Below are 25,375 nucleotides of genomic sequence, written 5' to 3' on the forward strand. Positions count from 1 at the left end.
ATGTCCACTCTCGACGCGACGGCGCCGTCCGCCGCCACCGAAGGCGACGCATCGCTCGTCAGCCTGCCCTGGGTCAAGCAACTCGTGTCGATGGACACGACGAGCCGCGTGCCGAACCTCGGCCTGATCGAAACGGTGCGCGACGCGCTCGCCGCGAAAGGCATCGCATCGACGATCACGCACGATCCGCGCGAGGGCTGGGCGAACCTGTTTGCCACCGTGCCCGCGCACGACGGTTCGACGAACGGCGGCATCGTGCTGTCGGGCCACACCGACGTCGTGCCGGTCGACGGCCAGCAATGGGACAGCAACCCGTTCGCGCCGGAAATCCGCGACGGCCGCCTGTACGGCCGCGGCACCTGCGACATGAAGGGCTTCATCGGCGCGGCGCTCGCGCTGCTGCCCGAGATGCAGGCAACCAAGCTCGCGAAGCCGATCCATTTCGCGCTGTCCTACGACGAGGAAATCGGCTGCGCCGGCGCGCCGCTGATGATCGCCGATCTCGTGAAGCGCGGCGTGCAGCCGTCGGGCTGCATCGTCGGCGAGCCGACCAGCATGCGGCCGATCATCGCGCACAAGGGCATCAACGCGTACCGCTGCTGCGTGCGCGGCCACGCCGCGCATTCGTCGCTGACACCGAAGGGGCTCAACGCGATCGAGTATGCGGCGCGCCTCATCTGCCACATCCGCGACATCGCCGACCGTTTCCGCGCCGAAGGCCCGTTCGACGAGCTGTACGACGTGCCGTTCACGACCGCGCAGACGAGTACGATCCAGGGCGGCAACGCGATCAACACGGTGCCGGCCGAGTGCCGCTTCGACTTCGAATTCCGCAACCTGCCGACGCTCGATCCCGAGCAGATCTTTACGCGCATCGAAGCGTATGCGCAGCAAACGCTGCTGCCGCAGATGCGGCGCGAGCATCCGAACGCCGCGATCGAGTTCTCGAAGATCGCCGCGGCGCCCGGCCTCGACGCAACCGAACAGGCGGCGATCACGCAGCTCGTGCGCGCGCTGACGGCCGACCAGGACAAGCGCAAGGTCGCATACGGCACCGAGGCCGGGCTGTTCGAACGCGCGGGCATCCCGAGCGTCGTGTGCGGGCCCGGCAACATCGAGCAGGCGCACAAGCCGAACGAATATGTCGAGCTCGCGCAGCTCGCCGGCTGCGAGCAGTTCCTGCGCAAGTTCATCCGCAGCATGTCGGTCGACGCGCACTGACTGCCTCCCGCCACGCCGGCCCGCGTGTGCGGGCCGGCCCACTCCGCTACCCGCCACGTCATGTCGACTGAACAACAGGGCACTGCCCATACGACGATCGACGGCGAGCCGATTCCGACGCTCGACGAAATCGCCGCACAGCATTTCGCGTTGTCGCCGTGGGTCGCGCGCACGCCCGTGTTCGAACGCGCCGACCTGCCCTCCCTCGAAGGCACGCACGTCAACTTCAAGTTCGAGCTGCTGCAGGCAAGCGGCAGCTTCAAGGCGCGCGGCGCGTTCACGCATCTGCTCGCGCTCGACGAAGCCCGCAAGAACGCCGGCGTCACCTGCGTGTCGGCCGGCAATCATGCGGCGGCCGTCGCGTATGCGGCGATGCGGCTCGGCAGCAGCGCGAAGGTCGTGATGTTCCATACCGCGAGTCCGACGCGCATCGCGCAGTGCAAGCAGTACCGCGCGGAAGTCGTGCTGGCCGGCAGCGCGTCGCAGGCGTTCGATCTCGTGCGGCGCATCGAGGCCGAGGAAGGCCGCTTCTTCATTCATCCGTTCAACGGCTATCACACGATCCTCGGCACCGCGACGCTCGGCTACGAATGGGCGACGCAGACGCCGGACCTCGACGCGGTGATCGTGCCGATCGGCGGCGGCGGGCTCGCGGCCGGCATGGCGACCGCGCTGCGGCTCGCGAACCCGCGCGTGCACGTGTACGGCGTCGAGCCGGAAGGCGCCGACGCGATGAGCCGCAGCTTCGCGGCCAATCACACGATCAAGATGAGCGCGATGCAGACCATCGCCGATTCGCTGATGGCGCCGCACACCGAGGAATACAGCTACCAGCTGTGCCGGCGCCACCTCGACCGCATCGTCACCGTCTCCGACGACGCGCTGCGCGCCGCGATGCTGTTCCTGTTCTCGCACCTGAAACTGTCGGTCGAGCCGGCCTGCGCGGCCGCGCTCGCCGCGCTGCTCGGCCCGCTGCGCGAAACGCTGCAGGGCAAGCGCGTCGGCGTGCTGCTGTCGGGCACGAATACCGACCCCGCCACACTCGGCATGCATCTCGCGCACGCGCAACTGCGGCACTGACGCCGCATCCCGCGTGCGCCGGCCATCCTAGGGTTATCCCCAGATTATGTTGACAGCCCTGTTGATAACCCGCCGGACCCGCTCGCAAGTGATTGAGCGCGCAGCGTTTTGCGCGCGCGAAGGTCGATCGTCACGAAATGGGCAGATGCGGCGGCTGGCCGCATGCTCGATTGCATTCGCGCTGCTCGCCGGTTGCGCGGCACCGCCCTCGCCCACCTCCCACGCGCAACCTGCGGCCTGCACGCAACCGGGCGAAAGCCGCATGCTGCAGGCCGACCTGCTGTTCGGGCGCGACGTCGCCGGCCGCGGCCCCGTCACCGATGCCGAACGCGCGGCCTTCCTCGCCGACACGGTCACGCCGCGCTTCCCCGACGGCCTCACCTACTGGGACACGCACGGCCAGTGGCGCGACCGCTCGAGCGGCGCGATCACGCGCGAAGACAGCTTCGTGCTCCGTATCATCGCCGACGATACGCGCGACACGCGCACGCGGCTCGCCGCGATCCGGCAAGCGTACGTCGAGCGATTTCACCAGCAATCGGTCGGCATGACCGTCGTGCCGGCCTGCGCGTCGTTCTGATTCACCGTCTTCCGCTGGCGGCCGCGCGCAAAAAAACGGGCACCCGAAGGCGCCCGTCGCATGGCTGAAGCCCAGCGTCCCGCTTATTTGCTCTCGAACATGTCCATGATCTGCTGCTTCTCCTGCGGCGTGACGGGCGGCGGCGCCAGCCCGGCCGCGCCGGCCGAACCGAGTGCGTCGTTCGCGCTGATCGCGTTCTCGGCCGGGTTGATGTCGACGTTCGCGACGAAGCCGTTGCCCGGCGTGCGATCGGCGTAGTACAGCTCGCCGTCGATCGTCGTCAGGCCGTCCGGCATCGGCATCTGCTGCTCGGGCACGCCGTTCAGCGCGGTGCGCATGTAGTTCACCCAGATCGGCAACGCGAGCTGTGCGCCGAATTCGCGGCTGCCGAGGCTCTTCGGCTGGTCGAAGCCCATCCACGCGACCGCGACGAGCGATTGCTGATAGCCGGCGAACCAGCCGTCCTTCGCGTCGTTCGTGGTACCCGTCTTGCCCTGCAGGTCGTTGCGGCCCAGCGCGTTGGTGCCCGCGCCCGTGCCGCCCGTCGCGACCGAATGCAGCAGGCTGTTCATCACGTATGCGTTGCGGCCTTCGATCGTGCGCGGCGCCGTGCCGCCCGCGACCACCGGCTGCGACTTCTGCAGCGGCTGGCCGCGCGCGTCGTCGACTTCGGCGATCAGGTACGGATCGACCTTGTAACCGCCGTTCGCGAACACCGCGTAGCCGGTCGCGAGCTGCAGCGGCGTCACGAGGCCCGCGCCGAGCGCCATCGGCAGGTACGGCGGCGTCTTCGCCGGATCGAAGCCGAAGCGCTGCGTCACGTACTGCTGCGCATACTGCGTGCCGATCGACGCGAGGATCCGGATCGACACCAGGTTCTTCGACCGCTGCAGGCCGGTGCGCATCGTCATCGGGCCGTCCGGCTGGTCGTCGTCCTTCGGCTCCCACGCGGTGCCGCCCGGCACGCTCGGCGGGAAGTACAGCGGCGCGTCGTTGATCATCGTCGCCGGTCCGAGCCCCTTGTCGAGCGACGCCGAGTAGATGAACGGCTTGAACGACGAGCCCGGCTGCCGCCACGCCTGCGTCACGTGGTTGAACTTGCTCTTGTTGAAGTCGAAGCCGCCGACGAGCGAGCGGATCGCACCGTCCTGCGGCGCGATCGCGACGAGCGCGCCCTCGACCTGCGGCAGTTGCACGACCTGCCAGCCCGTCTTGCCGTCCTTCAGCACGCGCACGACCGAGCCCGGCTTGATCCGCAGCGCGTTGTTCGCGCGCGGGCTCAGCGCGGCCGACACGAAGCGCAGCCCGGCCGGGCCGATCGTCGTGGCCGCGCCGCCGACGAACTGCACCTCGACCGCGTTCGGCGATGCCGACAGCACGACCGCCGATTGCAGGTCGCCGTTGTCCGGGTGGTCGGCGAGCGCGTCGTCGATCGCCTCGTCGCGCTCGTCGCCGGCCGCGGGCAAGTTGATCGACGCTTCGGGGCCGCGATAGCCGTGACGGCGCTCGTAGTCGAGAATGCCGCGACGCACGGCCTGATACGCGGCTTCCTGGTCGGCCGAATTGATCGTCGTCGTAACGGTCAGCCCGCGCGTATAGGTTTCGTCCTTGTATTGCTCGTACATCATCTGCCGCACCATCTCGGCGACGTACTCGCCGTGCACCGCGTACTGGTTGCCCGGCGTGCGCACGTGAATCTCTTCCTTGATCGCCTGGTCGTACTGCGGCTGCGTGATGTAGCCGATGTCGAGCATGCGCTTCAGGATGTATTCCTGACGCACCTTCGCGCGCTTCGGATTGACGACCGGGTTGTACGCGGACGGCGCCTTCGGCAGCCCCGCGAGCATCGCCGCTTCGGCGACCGTGATGTCCTTCAGGTCCTTGCCGAAGTACACGCGCGCCGCGGCCGCGAAGCCGTACGAGCGCTGGCCGAGATAGATCTGGTTCATGTACAGCTCGAGGATCTGGTCCTTCGTCAGGGCCTTCTCGATCTTGTACGCGAGCAGCATCTCGTAGATCTTGCGCGTGTAGGTCTTCTCGCTCGACAGGAAGAAGTTGCGCGCGACCTGCATCGTGATCGTGCTCGCACCCTGGCGCGCGCCGCCGTGCATCAGGTCGGCCACGCCCGCGCGCAGAATGCCGAGGAAATCGACGCCGCCGTGCTCGTAGAAGCGGTAGTCCTCGATCGCGAGCACGGCCTTCTTCATCACGTCGGGAATGTCCTGGAAGCGCACGAGGCTGCGGCGCTCCTCGCCGAACTCGCCGATCAGCACGTGATCGGCGGTGAAGACGCGCAGCGGCACCTTCGGCTGGTAATGGGTCAGCGCATCGAGCGACGGCAGTTGCGGCGCCATCACGACCAGCGCGTAGCCGACGATCAGCGCGCCGACGACGGCCAGCGTCGCGAACAAGCCGACGAACCACAGCGCGACGCGCGAGCCGAACGTGCGGCGGCGCCCTCCGCCACCGCCACCGCGCTGCTGCGCGCGGCGGCCGTCGTCGCGATCGTCGTCATCGGGGTAATAGGCCCCGGACGGCGAACGGCGCAGCGTGTAGTGGGGTTCGTTCCTGTCGGAAGAAGAAGGCGGTCGTTTGATAATTGGCATGTCGGAATGGCGGGCGTACGTGGCGCCCTCGGACGCATGCGGAAATGCAAGCGGATGAATCAGAGTGGGTGCATCGAGATGCGGCTGTCACGTCGACAGACCCCGCCGCGCGGCGATCCGTTCCCGCGACGTGACAGCGCATTTTAATGAAATCGACCGGGTGCCTTCGCGATTTTTTGTAAAAATTCCCGCAATGCCGTGATTTGCGGCACGTATTGTCGGCATCCTCGGCCTATGATGGACACGCAATACGGCGCACGCAGGCGATTTTCTTTCAGTCGCGAAAGGTTGGCGTCCCGATGCGCGAGCCGCTTGAACTCGCGCGTTTAAGCCGTATTTAAGTGAACCGGTGGTGTAATATCCGCCGGCTCACGCGGGCCGGAACCGAAGCGGGACCGGCTCGCGACGGGCATTGCCGCGGTCACGCGGCGCCTTTCAACCACGGAGGATTTCATGTCGCTTTTCGACTCTATTTCGCGCACGATCAAAGGCCTGCTGAACGATGCGGCCGATTCGGTACAGGATCCGTCGCGCGACGCACGGCAGATCGTGCGGGAGCTCGACGACAGCATCGGCCGTGCCGAGAATTCGCTGATCGAGATCGAGGCACAGGTCGCAACCCAGCGCAGCAAGCGCGATGCGGCCGACGACAAGGTGAAGAAGTACGAGGACGGCGCGAAGCGCGCGCTGCAAGGCGGCGACGAAGCGCTCGCCCGCGAGGCGCTCGCGGCCCAGTCGAACGCGGAAGCCGAGCGCGATGCGCTCGCGGCCGAGCTGGCGACGCTCGAGCCGTCGGTCGACAAGCTGAAGGGGCAGATCGCCGACATGCGTCAGCGCCGCAACGACCTGAATGCGCGCTCGAACATCCTGCAGGCGAAGCAGGAAATCGCGCAGGCGAAGGACGTGGCCGCCAGCGCGCTGGGCGGCATCGGCGGCAAGAACCTGTCCGAGGATTTCCAGAAGCTCGAGGACAAGGTCGCGCTGCAGAACGCCCGCTCGGACGCGCGTCTCAATTCGGCCGACACGTCGAGCGGCAAGGCGCTCGACGACAAGCTCGCCGCGCTGAACAAGGGCCCGTCGGTGGAAGATCGCCTCGCCGCGCTGAAGAAGCAGCTCGATACGCCCGCGCAGTAACCGCCGCCGCGGGCCACCGCGCCGCGCCCCGGCCCGGGCGCGCGGCGCGAACCGATCGTCAGGAGACGGGCGCATGCGCCCGGTTCGACCATGAAGAAATCTCTCGCCGCACTCGGCCTGTCGCTGATGTTGCTGTCGTCCGCCGCGTTTGCGGTCCCGTCGCTTCAGCAGGTCGAGCAGTCGATCGCGCAGCGCAACTGGCAGCAAGCCGACACGCAGCTGTCGCAAGTCATCGACGCCCATCCGAACAACGCGCATGCGCGCTATCTGTACGCGCAGGTGCTGGACCGCGAAGGCCGCGCGTCCGACGCGCTCGCGCAACTGCAGCGCGCGAAATCGCTCGATCCGCAATTGAAGTTCACCGACGCGTCGCGCTTCGCGCAGACGGAGTCGCGCATTCGCGCCGACGCCGCGCGCGTGAGCGGCAACACGCCGTCGGCCACGCAGGCCGGCACGCTGCAGCCGGGGCTCGCCCCCGCCGTCGCGCCGGCCGAAAAACACGGCCCGTCGACCGGCATGTGGATCGGCCTCGGGCTGATCGTCGCCGTGATCGCGCTGGTGCTGCGCTGGACGCTGCGGCGCGCGCGCACGGCCGACAACGGCCGTGCCGACGACGAACGCCGCACGCAGCTCAAGCGCGCGACCGACGTGCTGAACGACATCCGGCCGCTGAAGCTCGATGCGAAACTGTCGACGGCGCCCGGCGCCGCGGCGCTGACCGGCGAACTCGAAGCGATCGAGAACGACGCGCGCACGCTCGTCGAGACGCTGTCGAACGGCAAGAATCCGGTGCCGCCGTATCGCGTCGATGAACTCGAACAGCGCCACGCGAGCGTGAAGGCGCGCGTCGAAGGCCGCCCCGACCCGGCCGCGCAGCCCACGGCGCCAGCGAACGGCAGCGGCTCGGTGTACGCGCAGGAAGCCGACCGCATGACGGGCGCCCAGGGTCAGCCGTATCAGCAGCAGCCCTACCCGCCGCAACCACCGTATCCGCAACAGCAGCCGCCCGTCGTGATCCAGCAAGGTGGCGGTTTCGGCGGCGGAATGGGCGGGCTCCTGACCGGCGTGCTGCTCGGCGAAGCGATGTCCGGCGGCCGCGAGCGCGTGGTCGAACGCGACGTGATCGTCGACGGCGAAAACCGTCGGCAGGACACCGATCCGGGCTTCGACCTCGGCCGCGGCGACGATTCGAGCTGGAGCGACGGCAACAGCGGCGGCAGCGGGATGGATCTCGGCAGCAACGACGACGGCTGGACCGACGACAACACCTGAGTGAGTACGGGTGCACCGGGTGTCGACCTGCATGTCGACGCTCGGCCACGCACGCCACGCGCTGCGGCATGACCGGCCGCGCCGACGCGCGGATTTGTCAATCATTTCAAGATGGGCTACCGGCAATAGGGCACGTTCGCTATCATGCGGCCATCGGCGTGCCACCGACCTTCATTCGACGCAAAGCAATCCTGCGCGTCGCGGCACGCCTCCCCCCGCCCCAACCAGGAGAAAGCCGCTCATGAGCATCATCAAGGAATTCAAGGAGTTCGCCGTCAAGGGCAACGTGATGGATCTCGCCGTCGGCGTGATCATCGGTGGCGCGTTCTCGAAGATCGTCGACTCGGTCGTGAAGGACCTCATCATGCCGGTCATCGGCGTGCTGACCGGCGGCCTGGATTTCTCGAACAAGTTCGTTCTGCTCGGCACCATCCCGCCGTCGTTCAAGGGTAATCCCGATTCGTTCAAGGACCTGCAGGCCGCGGGCGTCGCCGCATTCGGCTACGGCTCGTTCATCACCGTGGCGATCAATTTCGTGATCCTTGCGTTCATCATTTTCCTGATGGTGAAATTCATCAACAAGCTGCGCAAGCCGGACGAAGCCGCGCCGGCCGCGACGCCGGAAGACATCGTGCTGCTGCGCGAGATCCGCGATTCGCTCAAGCAGCGCTGACCGCGACACGCTCCGCCAGCCAGGCCCGCCCCGCGCGGGCCTTTTTATTGCGCATGCGATGCACCGCCGCATGCGGCGTATCTCACTTTTTTGTGACGAGCGAATGCACGCGCGGGAAAAGCAGGTCTATGATGGAGACTAAACGACAGTACGGGCGCCAAGACGCTGGCTGTGTCGATCATGGCGAGCAGGTCGACGGGAGACATTGATCGTCGTACTGCACGAATGCAGCATTTTCGTGTGCTATAAAGGATCGACATGCGGCGTACATAGCCGGGAGTGGGTCGCATGAAAGTGCCGCATTTCTTGCAATTGTTTTTGAGGCGAGTGTTTATGTCCTTCCCGAAAAAACGTCGGCGTGCGCCGCAGGATGGCCAGGAGTCGTTCCTCGCGGTCTTGCGCCACTCGAAGCCGTTTGCCCAGCTCGACACCAAGATTGCCCGCGCTCGCGCGCAGGACGAACCCGTCCTCTATGCGCACGTGCTGCCGGGCCTCGACGTGCTTCTGTGCAGCGTGCGCGGCGCGCAGCCGCCCTATCCGGCCATCGCCGAGCTGCGCAAGCGCTGCATCGAATCGATCGCGAATGCGCTCGAGCAGCCGCTCGACGGCCTCGAGAACGGCGGATACTGGTACGAAGCGAACGGCTTCGGCTTCCTCGTGTTCGCCAGCCGGGCGCGGGCGCGCATCCTGCCCGAGTTTGGTGCAGGCACGAAGGCGAGCCTGCGCGGCGGCCTCGGCCGTCAGAACGCGGGCGACACGACACCCCGCTCGCTCGGCTGATCCGCCAGTCATTCGATGGGCCGCCTCCGGGCGGCCCATCTGCCATTCACACGCCCCGCTTGCCCGTCACGACGCCTGCTGGCGGCCGTTGCCCGGCCGCACGATGTCGATGAACGCGGCGAAATCTGCGCCGGCGAGTCCCTGCGCGGCGCCGAGCCTGAGCACCTGCTGCACGGTGGCCGACACGGGCATCACCGCGCCGGTGTCGCGCGCGGCGTCGGCGATGGCATCGACATCCTTCTGGAACGTACTGAGCGCGCCGATCGGCGGATGACCGCCCGACGTCATGCGCGGCACGAACGTCTGCAGCAGCACCGAATCGGCCCAGCCGCCGGCCAGCGCCTCGGCCAGACGCGCGGCGTCGATGCCGCTCGCCTGCGCGAGGCCGATCGCCTCGGCGATCGCGGTGACCGTCGCGGTAACGATCGCCTGGTTGCACAGCTTCGCCGTCTGGCCCGCGCCGGCATTGCCCATGTGCGTGATGCGCGACGCGTACGTGTCGATCAGCGCGCGCACCGCGTCGAGATCGGCCGCGCGGCCGCCGGCCATCACCGCGAGCGTGCCGGCCTGCGCGCCCGGCACGCCGCCGGACACCGGCGCATCGACCCAGCCGACCCCGAGCGCGGCCGCGCGCGCCGCGTAGTCGCGCGTGGCGGCGGGCGGAATGCTCGAATGATCGACGATGCGTCGCAGGCGGCGCGCGTTCGCGTCGCCGGAAAGCAGCCCGTGCTCGCCGAACACGACGTCGCCGACCGCCCGGCCGTCGAGCACGCACACGAACACCGTCTCGACGCGCTCGGCCAGCTCGTGCGGCATGCCCGCCACCTGCGCGCCGTCCTTCACCAGCGCGTCGGCCTTGTCGCGCGAGCGATTCCATACGCTCACGCGATGCCCGGCCGCCAGCAAATGCCGAATCATCGGCGCGCCCATCAATCCTGGTCCGCAAAATCCGACCTCCACGATGCGCCTCATCTCCGATATGGGTTGCAGTTGCCGCCCATCATACCTATCACTCAAGAAGCCGGGCATGCACGGGACCGTAGCGGGACCGTAGCGGGACCGTAGCGGAACCGTAGCGGAACCGTAGCGGAACCGCTTCGGGACCGCGCGTTGCCCCGGCAATACAGACCGATATCCCAGGGAGCGCATCATGAGCGACCACGTGTACAAGCTGATCGAACTGACCGGTTCGTCGCAGCAATCGAGCGACGACGCGATCCGCAACGCGATCTCGAAAGCCGGCAAGACGCTGCACAACCTGCACTGGTTCCAGGTGACCGAAACGCGCGGCCACATCGAAGGCGACCAGGTCGTGCACTGGCAGGTCACGCTGAAGGTCGGCATGCGTATCGACGACTGACGCGCCGCACGCGCCACGCGACGCCCCACCACCGGATGCGTGCAATGCGCATCCGTGCGGCGCTGCGCTCGCCTGCATTTCGCCCCGTTCCGGCCCCTTGTCGAGGCCCGGCCGGCGGGTAGCCGCGGGTATCCATCTCTTGACGCTGATTTTCGTTCATATTAAAAACGATATACCCACCCCATTCCTCGATCAGCCCAGCCATATAAACCGGAGATAACATGAGTCAGCAACGCGAGGCGATCGACACGTACCTCTTGCGCGTCTTGCACACCTTGTTGATGGAGCGCAGCGTCACGCGCGCGGCCGTCAAACTGAACCAATCGCAACCGGCGATCAGCGCCGCGCTGCGCCGCCTGCGCGACATCACCGGCGATCCGCTGCTGGTGCGCGGCAAATCCGGCATGGTGCCGACCGAATACGGGCTGCGCCTGCTCGAGCCCGTGCAGAACGCGCTGCGCGAAATCGAGCGCATCAAGTTTCAGCAGCACAACTTCGACCCGGCCACGTCGATCCGCTGCTACCGGATCGGCTGCCCCGATTACCTGAACGTGCTGTTCGTACCGACCGTCGTCGAACGCTTCCGCCTGGCCGCGCCGAATGCGACGCTCGAGTTCCATTCGCTCGGCCCCGCGTTCGACTACGAGCTCGCGCTGGAAGACGGCAAGCTCGACATCGTCGTCGGCAACTGGCCCGAACCGCCCGAGCAGCTGCACCTGTCGAACCTGTTCGTCGACGAAATCGTCTGCCTGATGAGCAACACGCATCCGTTCGCGAAGCGCGGCGGGCTCACGCTCGACCAGTACCTGAACGCGCCGCATCTCGCGCCGACGCCGTACTCGGTCGGCCAGCGCGGCGCGATCGATGTGCATCTCGCGCGCGAACGGCTCAAGCGCCACGTGGTCGTCACGCTGCCGTACTTCAACCTCGCGCCTTACGTGCTCGTGAAGTCGGACCTGATCTTCACGACCACGCGGCTGTTCGCCGATCACTACGCGAAGTTCCTGCCGCTGTCCGTCGTGCCGGCGCCGCTCGACTTCCCGCCGATGCAGTACTACCAGCTGTGGCACGAGCGCTGCCATTACTCCGACGAAGTGCGCTGGCTGCGCAGCCTCGTCGCCGAGGCCACCCGCACGCTGATCGAGGCGTAATCGCATACGGCGCGCGCCACGCGCCCGCCGGGCACGCCGTTGCGCGGCGGGTGTGACGGCAACGGCCGCGCGACGTGCGGCGCGACCTCCCCGCCGACGCGTCAGCGCGACGCTTCCACGAGTGCTTGCGCCAGCGCGTTGTGACGCTCGATCACCGGCGGCAGATCGAGCGTCGCAAGGCGCCCTTCCCGCACCACCAGCTTCCCGTTCACCACCGTGTACGCCGTCTGCGACGGCGCGCAGAACACGAGCGCCGCGACCGGATCGTGCAGCGCGCCCGCGAACAGCGGCTGACGCAGGTCGAACGCGGCGAAATCCGCGGCCATGCCCGGCTTCAACGCGCCGATGTCGTCGCGGTTCAGCACCTTCGCACCGCCGAGCGTCGCGATCTCGAGCGCTTCGCGCGCGGTCATCGCGTCGGGCCCGAAACCGACCCGTTGCAGCAGCAGCGCCTGACGTACCTCGGCCACCATCTGCGCGCCGTCGTTCGACGCGGAACCGTCCACGCCAAGCCCGACCGGCACGCCCGCGAGCCGCATCTTCTTCACCGGCGCGATGCCGGACGCCAATCGCATGTTCGAGCACGGGCAATGCGCGACCCCCGTGCCGGTGCGCGCGAACAGGCCGATGCCCGCATCGTCGAGCTGCACGCAGTGCGCATGCCACACGTCGTGGCCGACCCAGCCGAGATCTTCCGCATATTCGGCGGGCGTCATCCCGAACTTCTCGCGGCTGTACGCGATGTCGTTGACGTTCTCCGCGAGGTGCGTGTGCAGCGACACGCCGTATTCGCGCGCGAGCACGGCCGCGTCGCGCATCAGCTCGCGGCTCACCGAGAACGGCGAGCACGGCGCGACCACCACACGCAGCATCGCGTAGCGGCCGTCGTCGTGATAGGTCTCGATCAGGCGCTGCGCGTCGCGCAGGATGTCGGGCTCGCGCTCGACGACCGAATCGGGCGGCAGCCCGCCGTCGCGCTGGCCGACGCTCATCGCGCCGCGGCTCGCATGAAAGCGCATGCCGATCCGCTGCGCGGCGCCGATGCTGTCGTCGAGCCGGCTGCCGTTCGGGTAGATGTACAGATGGTCGCTCGACGTCGTGCAGCCCGACTGCAGCAGCTCGGCCATCGCGGTGAGCGTCGACACCTCGATCATCTCGGGCGTCAGGTGCGCCCAGATCCGGTACAGGTTCGTCAGCCAGCCGAACAGTTCGGCGTTCTGCGCGGCCGGCACCGCGCGCGTGAGGCTCTGGTACATGTGATGGTGCGTGTTCACGAGCCCCGGGATCACGAGGTGGCCGCGCAGGTCGAGCACTTCGTCGGCCGTGTCGGGCAGCTCGGCGCTCGGGCCGACCGCGACGATCCGGTTGTCTTCGATGTAGAGCCCCGCGTCGCGCAGTTCGCGGCGCGTGTCGTCCATGGTCACGAGCACGTCGGCGTGCTTGACCAGCAGGGTCCTCGGGCGGGATGAGGAAGGGGTCGGCGCGCGTGCGCCGGCGTGCTGCTCGAGATTCATGCGTTCTCCGCGTCGGTCTGGCTCCAGGGGCTGTCCTGGAAGCGGTCACACAGCCGTTCGAACGCTGAATCGCGGCACGCCCCGGTGCCTGCGTCCGTTCGAACGCCCTGGCCCGGTTACCCGGCGTGCTCGCCGTCTTCGGGGTACGCGCGGCCACCGGCCGACGCGCACGGCGGGAGGATCGCCCAAGCGCGCGCCGCACACAATACACGATCGCGAATACCGTGCTTCAGGGATTCGGTATGGTACGCCGCCCGACGCCCCGCGCGTGCCCGGCATCGGTGCGCTCGGCCCTGTCCGGCGGGCCGTCGACAGCCGCTCATGCGCGGCGCATTATCTTCGATATCGCGCACGTATTTGCACGGGGAACCTTTTTACAATGCCTGCACGGCGCTCGCTTCACGCTCGCCGACGGGTATGTAGCCACGTGACGTGGAGCCTCGATCCGCCGCACAGTCATGGATCGAGTCGCCGCCGAACCTCGCATTCACACAAGGAACAACGAATGGGAAAGCTCACTACCCACGTACTCGATACGGCGCACGGTCGCCCCGGCGCCGCCATCAAGGTGGACCTCTACGCGCTGGACGGCGAATCGCGCCGCGCGATCAAGACCGTGCTGACCAATAGCGACGGCCGCTGCGACGAACCGCTGCTCGAAGGCGCGGCACTCGCCGCCGGCGAATACGAACTCGTGTTCCATGCCGGCGACTACTTCGCGGCGCTCGGCGTGAAGGTGCCCGAACCCCGCTTCGTCGACCGCGTCGTGCTGCGCTTCGGCATCGCCGACGTCGGCTCGCACTACCACGTGCCGCTGCTCGTGTCGCCGTGGTCGTACAGCACTTATCGCGGCAGCTGACATTCGAATCAGCACCTGCATCAAGACAAACGATCTGAGTCTGGAGGAGTTTCATGGAAGGCTTCATCACCGACTGGCTGAACCTCGCACTGCGATGGCTGCACGTCATCGTCGCCATTGCGTGGATCGGCGAGTCGTTCTATTTCGTCGCGCTCGACAACAGCCTGAAACCGCCGACCGACCCGAACCAGCGCAAGCGCGGGGTGTTCGGCGAGCTGTGGCACGTCCACGGCGGCGGTTTCTACAACATGCAGAAATACACGGTCGCGCCACCGGAAATGCCCGATGACCTGCACTGGTCGAAGTGGCCGTCGTACACGACGTGGCTGTCGGGCTTCACGCTGTTCTTCGTGCTGTACCTGCTTGCGCCGAACACGTACCTGATCGACAAGAACGTGCTCGACATGGGCCCGGTCGTCGCCGTCGCGTCCGCACTCGGCTTCCTAGCGGCCGGCTGGATCGTGTACGACTCGTTGTGTCGCCTGCTCGGCACCAACGACCGCGTGCTCGGCATCTGCGTCGGCCTGTACGTCGTCGCCGCCGCGTACCTCGCGTGCCACATCTTCTCGGGCCGAGCCGCCTACCTGATCGTCGGCGCGATGCTCGCGACGATCATGTCGGCGAACGTGTTCTTCGTGATCATCCCGGGCCAGCGCAAGATGGTCGACAAGATGCTCAAGGGCGAGGAACCGAACCCGATCTACGGCAAGCGCGGCAAGCAGCGTTCGGTGCACAACACGTACTTCACGCTGCCGGTCGTGTTCGCGATGCTGTCGAACCACTATGCGATGACGTACACGAACAAGTTCAACTGGGTCGTGCTCGTGCTGATCATGCTGGCCGGCGCGCTGATTCGCCAGTTCTTCGTGATGCGTCACCGCGGCAAGCAGCTGTGGTACCTGCCGATCGGCGGCGTCGCGCTGCTGTCGGGCGCGCTGGTGTGGACGATGCCAAAACCGGTCGCGCCGGAAGCGCAAGCGGCCAACGCACCGAAGATCGCGATCAACGACATCATGCCGATCCTGCAGCAGCGCTGCGTCGAGTGTCACTCGGCCAAGCCGACGCTGATGGGCAGCGCACCGGCGGGCGTGATGTTCGATACGCCGGACGAAGTGTCGAAGAACGCGCAGCGCATCTACGACCAGGCCGTGCGCCTGAAGGCGATGCCGATCGGCAACGTCACGCACATGACCGACGACGAGCGGACGAAGCTCGCCGCCTGGTTCGAGGGCGGCGCGGTCAAGTAAGCCGCCCGCCGGGCGCCGGAAGTCATTCGCCGGCGCCATTCTCTCCGTTCGCGGGCCCGGTCACACGGGCCCGTTTTTTTCCCACGCGGAGGAATGCCATTCGCGTGTCAGCCGCGCATCGCGTCGCGCTGCAGTGCGACGAGTACATCGCGTGCACGCGGGCCGTCGACGAACGGCACGAAGATGTGATCGTGGTAAGCGGCGGCCATCACGTTGCAGCTGATGCCAGCCGCGCCGAGCGCCCGCGCGAACGCGGCCGTGAGGCCGACGGCCGCGAGGTCGGAATGCACGGTCAGCGTGATCCACGCGGCGCGGAACAGCACCGGCCAGCCGCGGCGCGCGGCCGTCTCCTCGTCGACCACGACCGTCACCCCCTCCGCTTCGCGGAACGTCGCAATCACTTCGGATAACGATACGTCTGCGGCGTGCGGTAGCGCGATGAATGCGAATGCACCCGGATGCAGTTCGGGCTGCATCGTGCGCAGCAGGACCGCGAGGTCGTTTTCAGGCTGGCTCATCGGAAGATCGCGCCGGGAACCGGACGTCATGTGGTGGCGATGCGGGCACGATAGCACGCGCTACACGTGCGCCATCGCGACTTCGTCCGCGAGCGCGGGCGCCACGTCGACGCTCACGTCGAACGGTCGCACGACGCGCCCCGCTCACCCGTCGACCGTCTCCGGCAACCGCGCGATCGCCTTGATCTCGAACTGAAACCCGTACAGCCAGGTCACGCCGACGGCGGTCAGCGTCGGATGCGGTGCGTCGCCCCAGTATTCGGGGACGATCTCCCAGACCCGCTCGAACGTCGCTTCGGGGTCGACGAGGAACACCGTCACGTCGATGACATCGTCGAACGTGCAGCCGGCCGCGCGCAGCACCGCATTCAGGTTGTCGAACGCGCGACGAACCTGCGCGCCCAGTTCCGGCTCGGGCGAGCCGTCCTCGCGGCTGCCGACCTGCCCGGATACGAACAGGAAGCCGTTCGAGCGCAGCCCCGGCGAATAACGGTTGCGGTCATACAGCGCCTGGCGACCCGGCGGAAAAACTACGCTACGCTTTGCCATTCGACACCTCCATCGGTCTTGTCGGGCGACATGCCCTTGCATCAACGATGGAGGCACTTTAAGAACCGTTGCGCGGCGGATAAACCGGCAACTCTGTCCAACACTGTTTGCGCGTTCCAAACAATCTGCGACCGACGCGGAGCTCCGACCGATGGATCGATTCGACGCAATGCAGGCGTTCGCCCGCGTGGTGGAAGCCGGCAGCTTCACGAAGGCAGCCGACACGCTGCACATGAGCCGCACCACCGTCACGCAACTGGTGCAACAGCTCGAAGCGCGGCTGCGCGTGAAGCTGTTCAACCGCACGACGCGCAAGGTCGTCGTCACCGCCGACGGCGCCGCGTACTACGAGCGCGTCGTGCGGCTGCTGGCCGACATGGACGATGCCGAAACGAGCCTGTCCGCGGCGTCGGCGTCGCCGCGCGGGCGGCTGCGCGTGGACGTGCCGACTCCGTTCGCGCGCCTGATCCTGATCCCCGCGCTGCCCGCGTTCCATGCGCGCTATCCGGACATCCAGCTCGACATGGGCGTGAGCGACCGCGTGGTCGACGTGATCGGCGAGAACGTCGATTGCGTCGTGCGCGGCGGCGAACCGACCGACCGCGCACTGGTCGCGCGCCGCATCGGCGACCTGCGGCTCGGCGTGTACGCGTCGCCCGCCTATCTCGCGCGCGCCGGCACGCCGTCGCATCCGGCCGAACTCGAAGATACGCATCATCGGGTCGTCGGCTTTCTGTGGGCGCGCACCGGCAAGACGCTGCCGTTCGCGATGGAGCGCGACGGCGAGCAGGTCAATGTGCGCGGGCGCTACGTGCTCGCGGTCGACGACGGCAATGCGTACCTCGAAGCCGGCCTCGCGGGGCTCGGCATCCTGTGGCTGCCCGACTACATGGCCGCCGCGTATCGCGCGAGCGGCGAACTGGTGCCGCTGTTCGAACCATGGCAACTCGAACCGATGCCGATGTATGTCGCGTTCCCGCCGAACCGGCACGTCAGCGCGAAGCTGCGCGTGTTCGTCGACTGGGTCGCCGAGCTGATGGCGCAACATGCGCCGGTCGCGAATCGGCAGCGCGGCGGCAACGGTTCGCGCAATATGCGCAAGGCCGCGGCAACCTGATTCGCGAGCGAGCCAACGAGTGCATATAAAAAACCCGCGCAGGCCGCGCGGGTTTCGACAGACGGACGATCAGCCTGACTCAGGCCGTCACCGCATCGAGCGCATCCTCGGTGAGCCACTGCGACTCCTGCAGATCCTGCTCGTTCAGGTTCAGCCCGTCCCCGCCGCGATCGACGACGATGAAATCGCTGACGCCACCCAACGCGATCAGCGGGTGATGCCACACGCCCTTCGCATAGTTCACGCCCTGCCAGCCGCGCGTCACGAACGCGCGGATCTTCGCCGGATCGAGCTCGCCCGCGGGCGCGACGACGACGAGATACGGCTGGTCGTTCAGCGGCACGAACGCCTGGCTGCCGAGCGGATGTCGCTCCAGCATCTTCACTTCGAACGGCAGCGTGCGCGGCTGGCCGCGGAACAGGTTGACGAGCGGGCGGCCGCCCTCATCGGTCACGTCGACTTTCGCGAGATCGTGAAAGCGGATCGTCGTGCCGAGGTTGATCGGGATCTGCTTCGCCCCTGCCGTTTCGATCACGTCGCCGAACGGCGCAAACGCTTCCCTGGTCAGCGGTTCGATGACAAGCGTCTTCATTTGTCGAGCGTCCCCCACAGACGCAGGCGCGACACGCCGCCGTCCGGAATGATGTTCAGTCGCACGTGCGTGACGGGACCGAGCGACGCGATCTCCCGTTCGAAGTAGTGCTGCTTGTCCATCTGCAGCTTCTGTTCGCCGAGCAGCACCGGCCAGAACATCGACTGCGTGATCAGCGAGCTGTCGGTGCCGCCCGATACATACGCGGCCTGGATCGAGCAGCGATCCGGGTAGTTGCCCTTGAAGAACGCGGTATCGACTTCGATCTTGCGGATCACGCCCGGCTGCGCGAGCGCGATGATCGCCCAGTCGTTGCCCGGCTCGCGGCGGCGGCGGGTTTCCCAGCCGTCGCCCATGTTCACGCCGCGGCCCGGCAGCAACAGGTTCGACGCGACGCCGAAGTGCTGGTTGTTCGCCGCCACCACGTAACCGCCGTTTTCCGTCGCCGCGAGGTCGAACTGCTCGGTCGCGCTCGCGCCGGCCCAGTCGAGCTGCGGCTGGCCGTACACGCGCAGGCGCGCGATGCCGCCGTCCGGATAGATGTTCACGCGCAGATGCGTGAACGCGCGCGCGTCGCTCGCTTCGACGTAGTGATGGCTGTTGCCTTGCAGCGTCGTCGACGGGACGATTTCGACCCACTCGGTCGCGTGCGTCGGCGCGCCGTCGGCCACGAACGCGGCCTCGATCGATGCGGCCGGCGGGAAGTTGCCGGTGAAGTGGCTCGTGTCGATGTCGAAGCCCTTGATCACGCCCGGGCGCGCAAGCTTGACGATGCACCAGTCATAGCCGGTCGTGCGCTTGCGGCGCGTTTCCCAGCCGTCCATCCACTTGCCGTGGTCGTCATACTTGCCGGGGATGAAGACGGCCGGCTCGGGGTTCAGCATCCGGTCCTTCGGCGCGAAGAAATCGTCGCTGGCCTCGAGCGCCTGCGCACCGAGACGCGGGTCGGCAAGATTCACGTAGCGCCGCGTGAAATCGGGTGCGTTCGGATCGAGAAGCGGAACAGCCATGATGTTTCCTTGTTTCAGTGAGACGATCGGACCGCCGCGACGCAGCGGGCCGTATTGCGGTGTCAGGCGGCGGTGTCAGGCGTCGATCAGGTCGTCGAGGCGAAAGCGCGCGATCCGGTAGATCTGGTCAAGGCTCGCACGCAGCTCGTCGTCGCGCGAATGATTCACGCGCGACTCGAAGTTCGCGATGATGCCGTGGCGGTCATAGCCGCGCACCGCGAGGATGAACGGGAAGCCGAATTTCTCGCGATACGTGCGGTTCAGCGTCAGCAGCTTGTCGAATTCTTCCTGCGTGCACTGGTCGAGGCCCGCGCCGCTCTGCTCGCGGGTCGATTCGGCCGTCAGCTCGCCGCGCACGGCGGCCTTGCCGGCCAGCTCCGGGTGGGCGTTGATCAGCGCGAGCTGGCGCGCTTCGCCGCCGGTTTCCACCGCGTCCGACATCGTCTCGTGCAGCGCGTCGATGCTCGCGAACGGCCGCTTGCCCGCGGCGACCTCGGCCACCCACGGCGAATGTTCGAAGATCCCCGACAGCGCCGCGACGAATGCGCTCGGCGCCATCGTATTCAGTTGTTCCAACGTGTAGCGCATCGCCTTCATGCTTTCCCTTCGTTTCGATGATTGGGCTGATACGGATGATGTTCACGCCAGTGACGCGCGATATCGACACGGCGCGTCACCCATACGCGATCGTGCTGCTCGATGTGATCGAGGAACCGCTGCAGCCCGCGGAACCGGCCCGGCCGGCCGAGCAGCCGGCAATGCATGCCGATCGACAGCATCTTCGGCGCTTCGTCGCCCTCCGCGTACAGCACGTCGAACGCGTCGCGCAGGTACTGGAAGAAGTGGTCGCCGGTGTTGAAGCCCTGCGGCGTCGCGAAGCGCATGTCGTTCGTGTCGAGCGTGTACGGCACGATCAGTTGCGGCGACGTGCGGCCGCCCGACACCTCGACGTCCATCCAGAACGGCAGGTCGTCGCCGTAGTTGTCCGAGTCGTACAGGAAGCCGCCGTATTCGGCGACGAGGCGATGCGTGTTGGGGCTGTCGCGGCCCGTGTACCAGCCGAGCGGACGCTCGCCCGTCACGCGCTCGATCGCTTCCATCCCGAGGCGCATGTGCTCGGCTTCGAGTTCCGGCGTCATGCTCTGGTAGTGAATCCAGCGCCAGCCGTGGCACGCGATTTCATGGCCGAGCTCGACGAATGCCCGCGCGAGCTCCGGATGACGCTCGATCGCCATGCCGACGCCGAATACCGTCAGCGGCAGCCCGCGCTTCTCGAATTCGCGCAGGATGCGCCACACGCCGGCCCGCGACCCGTATTCGTAGATCGACTCCATGCTCATGTGGCGGTCCGGATACGCGGCCGCGCCGACGATTTCGGACAGGAACTGCTCGGAGCCCGGATCGCCGTGCAGCACGCAGTTCTCGCCGCCCTCCTCGTAGTTCAGCACGAATTGCACGGCGACGCGGGCGCGCCCGGGCCAGTTCGCCTGCACGGGATGGCGGCCGTAGCCGATCAGGTCGCGAGGATAGTTGGGATCGAGTGACATGGTTCGGAATGCAACGAGAGCGGGCTGGAATAATGGGTTCGCATCGACCGCGCGGTGCCGTGGGCCGGCCCCGCGAGCCGATGCGATGACGGCCCAGTGTAGCGAAAACGTTGATACGCGCCCATACAGCGGCGCAGATAGTGCATGTCAGACGGTGTGTATGTGCGATTGCGGCAAATTCGGCGGAGGCTCCGCCGCATCCCCGCCCGGCGGGCTGAAGCGTGCGAATTCGCCGTCGTAGCGCTTCGGCAGCGGCCGCGCATAATCGCCGCGCTTCGCGGTTGCGAGTCGCAGCGCAACGAGCGCCTCGGCCCACTTCACGGCCGCCGTGACGCCCTCGACCACCGGCGCGCCGATCTGCTGCTCGATCTCGTGCGCGAATTCGGCCATCCCCGCGCAGCCGAGCACGATCGCGTCGGCGCCGTCCTCGTCGAGCGCGCGCCGGCATTCGTCGACGATGATCCGGCGCGCGGCCGAGCCGGGCCGGTCGAGTTCGAGCACCGCGACGTCGGTCGCGCGCACGTTGCGGCAGAACCGCTTCATCCCGTAGCGCTCCGCGAGGTGCCATGCCATCCCGCAGGTGCGCGCGAGCGTCGTGACGACCGAGAAGCCCGGCGCGAGCACGCTCGCCGCATGCATCGCGGCCTCGGCGATGCCGATCACCGGCCCGCGCGCAAGCTCGCGCGCCGCGTAGAGGCCCGGATCGCCGAAACACGCGATCACGTACGCGTCGCAGCCGTCGCGCTCGCCACGCGCGACCTCGGCAAGCAGGCCAGGCGTCGCGAGCGCCTCGTCGTAATAGCCTTCGATCGACGGCGGCCCCATCGGCGGACTCACGGCCACGATCTCCGTGCCGGCAGCCGCGACCTCGCGTGCGCAGCGGCCCATCGCATCGGTCATCCGCTGCGTCGTATTCGGATTGATCAGTCGGATCTTCATCGCATGCTCCTCACGCCTTCGCGCTCGCGAGCAGCCGATAGAACACGAAGCCGAGCCCCGCGCCGATGAACCACGAGAAATTCGCGAGGGCCTGCCAGCCCGGCACCATCACGCAGACAACCGCGATCACCGCGGCCGGCAGCAGCGCGGCCAGCGCACGGCGGTTCACGCCGCCGGTGTACCAGTAGGCGCCGCTTTCCGACATCGTGTACAGGTCGTCGCGCACGAGGCGGCCGCGCTTGACGAGGTAGAAATCGGCGATCAGCACGCCGTACAGCGGGCCGATGAACGCGCCGAGCACGTCGAGCGTGTAGTGGATCACGGCCGGGTTGTTGAACAGATTCCACGGCGTGATGAAGATCGATGCGACCGCCGCGAGCATCCCGCCCGCGCGCCAGCTGATCAGGCGCGGCGCGACGTTCGAGAAGTCGAACGCCGGCGACACGAAGTTCGCGACGATGTTGATGCCGATCGTCGCGATCGTGAAGGTCAGCGCACCGAGGATCACCGCGGTCGGATGGTCGATGCGGCCGACCGTCGCGACCGGGTCGGTGATCAGTTCGCCGAACACCGGCAGCGTCGCGGCGGTAGTGATCACCGTGACGAGCGAGAACGCGAGAAAGTTGACGGGCAGCCCCCAGAAATTGCCGCGCTTCACGTCGCCGAACGAGCGGCAGTAGCGCGAGAAATCGCCGAAGTTCAGCATCGGCCCGGAGAAGTACGACACGACGAGCGACACGGCGGTGATCATCACCGGAATCACTTCCGCGCCGTGATACTTGACGCCGCCGAGATTGATGCCGATGTTGCGCCAGCCCGCGCGCCATACCATGTATCCGGCGAGGATGAACATCACGACATAGACGGCCGGGCCCGCGAAGTCGATGAACTTCTTGATCGTCTCCATCCCGTTCCAGAACACGAACGCCTGCAGCACCCACAGCAGCATGAAGCCGGCCCAGCCGACCGCCGACAGCCCGAGGAAGCCGTAGCGATGAACGTCCGCATACGGCAGCCATTGCGGGAAGAATTTCAGCACGACGATCACGAGCGCGCTCGACGCGAGATAGGTCTGGATGCCGTACCACGCGATCGCGATCAGCCCGCGGATCACGGCCGGCACGTTCGCGCCGAGCACGCCGAAGGTCGCGCGGCACGCGACCGGATACGGCACGCCGATCTGCTGGCTCGGCCGCGCGATCAGGTTGCACAGCGCGTTCACGAGGCCGATGCCGACGATCAGCGCGATCAGCACCTGCCAGCTTGTCAGCCCGAGCGCGAACAGGCTGCCCGCGAACACGTAGCCGCCGACGCTGTGCACGTCCGACATCCAGAACGCGAAGATGTTGTAAGAGCCCCATGTCTGATTCTTCAGGGGTGCCAAATCTTCGTTGTACAAACGTTCGCTGTAACCGTCCGGCAGTGCCGGACCGCCGCCCTCGCCGCCTTCTTCCGCCGGATAGGCGCTGTCGTGCGCCACACTGAACTGAGCCATGACTTCTCCTTGACGCGGCCGCAAGGCCGCTCCACCGTCATCGATATCGCCCCGGATCATCGCCCGGAGTCGGACCCGCGGCCCGCGGCAAACGCCGCAGGCCTGCATTGCTCTCGTCGTGTGGCGCGCGGCCGGGTTCGCGTCGCCGCTCAGGCGCCGCCGAACACTTCGCGCAAATCGACCTGCCCTTGCGCGGGCCGGTCCAGCATCTTCAGTTCGACATGCTGCAGGTGGCGCGCCATCAGCGTCACCGCCTGCTTCGGATCGCCCGCCTCCAGCGCGGCGAGGATCTCGTCGTGGTCGTCGCACGAGCACGGGCTGCGCCCGTGCGATTCGTACAGCGCCGACATCAGCGTCGAGCGTGCGACGAGCCCTTCGAGGCACTCGCTGAGCGTCGCATTGCCCATCAGCGTCGCGAGCGCCGTATGGAATTCGCCCGACAACCGGATCCATGCCGCGAAGTCGTGCCGCTCGAACGCCTTGCGTTCCTTGTCGATCAGCGCCGCGACGCCCTTCAGCCGCCTGGCGCCGGGGCCGGTCGCGAGCCGCTCGACCACGGCCAGCTCGATGATCCGGCGCATCTCGAACACTTCGTGCACGTCCTGCAGCGTCGGGCTCGCGACGAATGCGCCGCGGTTCGGCTCCAGATCGACCAGCTTGTCGGTCGCGAGCTGCGCGAGCGCCTGGCGGATCGTCCCGCGCTTCACGCCGAACACGTCGCAGAGCTGCGCCTCCGTCAGCTTCGCGCCGGGCGCGAGCCGATGCTCGAGGATCGCGGTGCGGATCCGCTCGGCGATCGCTTCGGGGCTGGCCGCACCGGACGGAGAGGAATCGGGCTCGTTCATGATCTGCATCGTGTGATGGTCCTCATCCTAGGGTGGACATAAAGATTGTCAACAATTCTTTTTCAGGATTTCGCACAATCGGCGTGCGCCGGGGTGTCTCCATTCGGTGCGGCGCGCACGAAATCCATGCATGACAGTCCTGACAGGCAAGACGGGGGCCGTTCTCGTCGTATACCCGCCCGGTCATTTTGTTGACAAAAATGGTGCAAAAACGCGTGACGATCGTGTTGGTGTCGACGAAAAACGCGGACCGTTAGTTGCACATCTACATAAAAAAAAGGCGGGAAGCCCGCCTTTCGATCGATCGCGCCGGCATCAGCCGAGATGCGGATAGTCGGACAACGTGAGCCGGAACCCGTGCGCATTCGCGACCAGTTGCGCCTGTGCCCCGAACGGCAGCGTCAACAGGTCGGGCACGTGACCGAACTGGAGCCCCGTGATGACCGGGATGCCCATCACCGCGCGCACCTGATCGATCATCGCCTGCATGTCGTAGCCGTTGTCGTACTCGAACGGCCGCGCGCCGGTGAACTGGCCGAGCACGAGCGCCTGCTGCCGCGCGAGCAGCCCCGACAGGTGCAGTTGATAGATCATCCGCTCGATCCGGAACGGCTGCTCGTTGACGTCTTCGATGAACAGGATGCCGCCTTCGATGTCGGGCATGTACGGCGTGCCGACCAGCGACGTGAGGATCGCGAGGTTGCCGCCCCACAGCGTGCCCGTCACGTTCACCGTCTGCACCTGCGGTGCGTCGGCGACGATCGTCGTGCTCGACTGCGTCAGCGTCTGCCAGAAATGCTGCATCGTGAAGTCGCTGGGCGTTTCCGCGCCGAAGTCGGCCGACAGCATCGGGCCGCCGAACGTCTTGATGCGCGCCTTCGCGTACAGCGCCAGTTGAATCGCCGTGAAGTCGCTGTGACCGACGAGCGCGACCGGCTGGTCGCGCAACCGGCGTTCGAGCCCGCGATAGTCGAGCCCGTGCAGGATGCGCGCGGCGCCGTAGCCGCCGCGCACCGCGAGCGCGATGTCCGGCAGCGGCCGTTCCGGATCGGCGAGGCGGTTCAGGTCGCCTGCCCGCTCGCCGTCGGTGCCGCCGAAACGCTGGAAGCGCCGCTGCGTCGCCTCGATGTTCTCGATGCGCTGCTGCGCGGTGCTGAGGCGCTCGAGCGCGCGGTTGATCGCGTCGGGGTCGTGCGGATAGCCGGACGGCGCCAGCAGGCGGATGGTGTAGGACGCGGCGGGCTGGAAGGACATGGCGAAAGGTGTCGGGATCGTCAAACCTGCTT

Annotated in this window: 25 protein-coding genes; 12 read left to right on the plus strand and 13 right to left on the minus strand. The window is 67.1% G+C overall.

Going from position 1 to position 25,375, the window contains the following annotated elements:
• The 3 genes from argE to GJG85_RS10285 all read left to right on the plus strand — a co-directional run bounded on the left by argE (window position 1) and on the right by GJG85_RS10285 (window position 2,881).
• A complete protein-coding gene (gene argE / locus GJG85_RS10275) occupies window positions 1-1,221 on the plus strand; it encodes an acetylornithine deacetylase (protein ID WP_089488555.1) in 1,221 nt (406 codons plus the stop codon).
• A 60-nt stretch (window positions 1,222-1,281) separates the two neighbouring features.
• Window positions 1,282-2,301: a threonine/serine dehydratase gene (locus tag GJG85_RS10280; protein ID WP_050013302.1), complete on the plus strand. Its 1,020-nt coding sequence runs from the start codon at window positions 1,282-1,284 to the stop codon at window positions 2,299-2,301.
• Between the two features lie 145 nt (window positions 2,302-2,446).
• Window positions 2,447-2,881, plus strand: a complete 435-nt coding sequence (locus GJG85_RS10285) for a DUF3574 domain-containing protein (RefSeq protein ID WP_050013303.1) — start codon at window positions 2,447-2,449, stop codon at window positions 2,879-2,881.
• 83 nt (window positions 2,882-2,964) lie between these two features.
• Here GJG85_RS10285 and GJG85_RS10290 read toward each other — a convergent pair whose 3' ends face one another.
• Entirely contained in the window at window positions 2,965-5,487 is a 2,523-nt protein-coding gene (locus GJG85_RS10290) for a penicillin-binding protein 1A (protein ID WP_204383291.1), read from the minus strand.
• 453 nt (window positions 5,488-5,940) lie between these two features.
• On the opposite strand from GJG85_RS10290, the gene GJG85_RS10295 reads away from it, so the two are divergent.
• From GJG85_RS10295 to GJG85_RS10310, 4 genes are all read left to right on the plus strand, one after another.
• Complete coding sequence (locus GJG85_RS10295; RefSeq protein ID WP_050013305.1) at window positions 5,941-6,621, plus strand: PspA/IM30 family protein; 681 nt, start codon at window positions 5,941-5,943, stop codon at window positions 6,619-6,621.
• Between the two features lie 90 nt (window positions 6,622-6,711).
• The gene (locus GJG85_RS10300) at window positions 6,712-7,893 is read left to right on the plus strand and encodes a tetratricopeptide repeat protein (RefSeq protein ID WP_050013306.1); all 1,182 of its coding nucleotides are present in this window, start codon (window positions 6,712-6,714) and stop codon (window positions 7,891-7,893) included.
• A 241-nt stretch (window positions 7,894-8,134) separates the two neighbouring features.
• On the plus strand, window positions 8,135-8,566 hold the full coding sequence (gene mscL, locus GJG85_RS10305) for a large conductance mechanosensitive channel protein MscL (protein WP_050013307.1): 432 nt from the start codon (window positions 8,135-8,137) through the stop codon (window positions 8,564-8,566).
• Between the two features lie 333 nt (window positions 8,567-8,899).
• Window positions 8,900-9,346, plus strand: coding sequence for a hypothetical protein (locus tag GJG85_RS10310; RefSeq protein ID WP_006488003.1), 447 nt, complete (start codon window positions 8,900-8,902; stop codon window positions 9,344-9,346).
• 66 nt (window positions 9,347-9,412) lie between these two features.
• Here GJG85_RS10310 and GJG85_RS10315 read toward each other — a convergent pair whose 3' ends face one another.
• On the minus strand, window positions 9,413-10,306 hold the full coding sequence (locus GJG85_RS10315; RefSeq protein ID WP_204383292.1) for an NAD(P)-dependent oxidoreductase: 894 nt from the start codon (window positions 10,304-10,306) through the stop codon (window positions 9,413-9,415).
• A 190-nt stretch (window positions 10,307-10,496) separates the two neighbouring features.
• Here GJG85_RS10315 and GJG85_RS10320 point away from each other — a divergent pair, with 190 nt between their 5' ends.
• Entirely contained in the window at window positions 10,497-10,706 is a 210-nt protein-coding gene (locus GJG85_RS10320; protein WP_011549586.1) for a dodecin, read from the plus strand.
• A 221-nt stretch (window positions 10,707-10,927) separates the two neighbouring features.
• Window positions 10,928-11,857 carry a LysR substrate-binding domain-containing protein gene (locus GJG85_RS10325; RefSeq protein ID WP_006478550.1) on the plus strand — a complete coding sequence of 310 codons (930 nt, stop codon included), beginning with the start codon at window positions 10,928-10,930 and terminating at the stop codon, window positions 11,855-11,857.
• 101 nt (window positions 11,858-11,958) lie between these two features.
• On the opposite strand, the gene GJG85_RS10330 is transcribed toward GJG85_RS10325, so the two are convergent.
• Complete coding sequence (locus tag GJG85_RS10330; protein WP_089488557.1) at window positions 11,959-13,371, minus strand: 8-oxoguanine deaminase; 1,413 nt, start codon at window positions 13,369-13,371, stop codon at window positions 11,959-11,961.
• Between the two features lie 505 nt (window positions 13,372-13,876).
• On the opposite strand from GJG85_RS10330, the gene uraH reads away from it, so the two are divergent.
• Window positions 13,877-14,230 (plus strand): hydroxyisourate hydrolase, encoded by a 354-nt coding sequence (gene uraH / locus GJG85_RS10335; RefSeq protein WP_089435183.1) that lies wholly within the window; start codon window positions 13,877-13,879, stop codon window positions 14,228-14,230.
• Between the two features lie 53 nt (window positions 14,231-14,283).
• Entirely contained in the window at window positions 14,284-15,477 is a 1,194-nt protein-coding gene (locus GJG85_RS10340; protein WP_050013310.1) for a urate hydroxylase PuuD, read from the plus strand.
• Window positions 15,478-15,584: 107 nt separating this feature from the next.
• On the opposite strand, the gene GJG85_RS10345 is transcribed toward GJG85_RS10340, so the two are convergent.
• On the minus strand, window positions 15,585-15,995 hold the full coding sequence (locus GJG85_RS10345) for an ACT domain-containing protein (RefSeq protein WP_050013311.1): 411 nt from the start codon (window positions 15,993-15,995) through the stop codon (window positions 15,585-15,587).
• Between the two features lie 144 nt (window positions 15,996-16,139).
• The gene (locus tag GJG85_RS10350) at window positions 16,140-16,544 is read right to left on the minus strand and encodes a RidA family protein (RefSeq protein WP_050013312.1); all 405 of its coding nucleotides are present in this window, start codon (window positions 16,542-16,544) and stop codon (window positions 16,140-16,142) included.
• 151 nt (window positions 16,545-16,695) lie between these two features.
• On the opposite strand from GJG85_RS10350, the gene GJG85_RS10355 reads away from it, so the two are divergent.
• Window positions 16,696-17,661 carry a LysR family transcriptional regulator gene (locus GJG85_RS10355; protein WP_050013313.1) on the plus strand — a complete coding sequence of 322 codons (966 nt, stop codon included), beginning with the start codon at window positions 16,696-16,698 and terminating at the stop codon, window positions 17,659-17,661.
• A gap of 79 nt (window positions 17,662-17,740) precedes the next feature.
• On the opposite strand, the gene GJG85_RS10360 is transcribed toward GJG85_RS10355, so the two are convergent.
• The 8 genes from GJG85_RS10360 to ldcA all read right to left on the minus strand — a co-directional run bounded on the left by GJG85_RS10360 (window position 17,741) and on the right by ldcA (window position 25,343).
• Entirely contained in the window at window positions 17,741-18,253 is a 513-nt protein-coding gene (locus GJG85_RS10360; RefSeq protein ID WP_204383293.1) for an ureidoglycolate lyase, read from the minus strand.
• A complete protein-coding gene (gene alc, locus GJG85_RS10365; protein WP_050013315.1) occupies window positions 18,250-19,263 on the minus strand; it encodes an allantoicase in 1,014 nt (337 codons plus the stop codon). The genes GJG85_RS10360 and alc overlap by 4 nt, the downstream gene beginning before the upstream one ends.
• A gap of 75 nt (window positions 19,264-19,338) precedes the next feature.
• Window positions 19,339-19,860: a 2-oxo-4-hydroxy-4-carboxy-5-ureidoimidazoline decarboxylase gene (gene uraD / locus GJG85_RS10370; protein ID WP_050013316.1), complete on the minus strand. Its 522-nt coding sequence runs from the start codon at window positions 19,858-19,860 to the stop codon at window positions 19,339-19,341.
• Window positions 19,857-20,810, minus strand: coding sequence for an allantoinase PuuE (gene puuE, locus GJG85_RS10375; protein ID WP_050013317.1), 954 nt, complete (start codon window positions 20,808-20,810; stop codon window positions 19,857-19,859). The genes uraD and puuE overlap by 4 nt, the downstream gene beginning before the upstream one ends.
• A gap of 147 nt (window positions 20,811-20,957) precedes the next feature.
• The gene (locus tag GJG85_RS10380) at window positions 20,958-21,749 is read right to left on the minus strand and encodes an aspartate/glutamate racemase family protein (RefSeq protein WP_050013318.1); all 792 of its coding nucleotides are present in this window, start codon (window positions 21,747-21,749) and stop codon (window positions 20,958-20,960) included.
• 10 nt (window positions 21,750-21,759) lie between these two features.
• Entirely contained in the window at window positions 21,760-23,244 is a 1,485-nt protein-coding gene (locus tag GJG85_RS10385; protein WP_027809652.1) for an NCS1 family nucleobase:cation symporter-1, read from the minus strand.
• 149 nt (window positions 23,245-23,393) lie between these two features.
• On the minus strand, window positions 23,394-24,098 hold the full coding sequence (locus GJG85_RS10390) for a GntR family transcriptional regulator (protein ID WP_050013319.1): 705 nt from the start codon (window positions 24,096-24,098) through the stop codon (window positions 23,394-23,396).
• Window positions 24,099-24,404: 306 nt separating this feature from the next.
• Window positions 24,405-25,343, minus strand: coding sequence for a muramoyltetrapeptide carboxypeptidase (gene ldcA / locus GJG85_RS10395; RefSeq protein ID WP_050013320.1), 939 nt, complete (start codon window positions 25,341-25,343; stop codon window positions 24,405-24,407).
• Window positions 25,344-25,375 lie beyond the last annotated feature (32 nt).

The sequence above is a fragment of the Burkholderia sp. MS389 genome, assembly GCF_016899425.1.
GTDB lineage: Bacteria > Pseudomonadota > Gammaproteobacteria > Burkholderiales > Burkholderiaceae > Burkholderia > Burkholderia sola.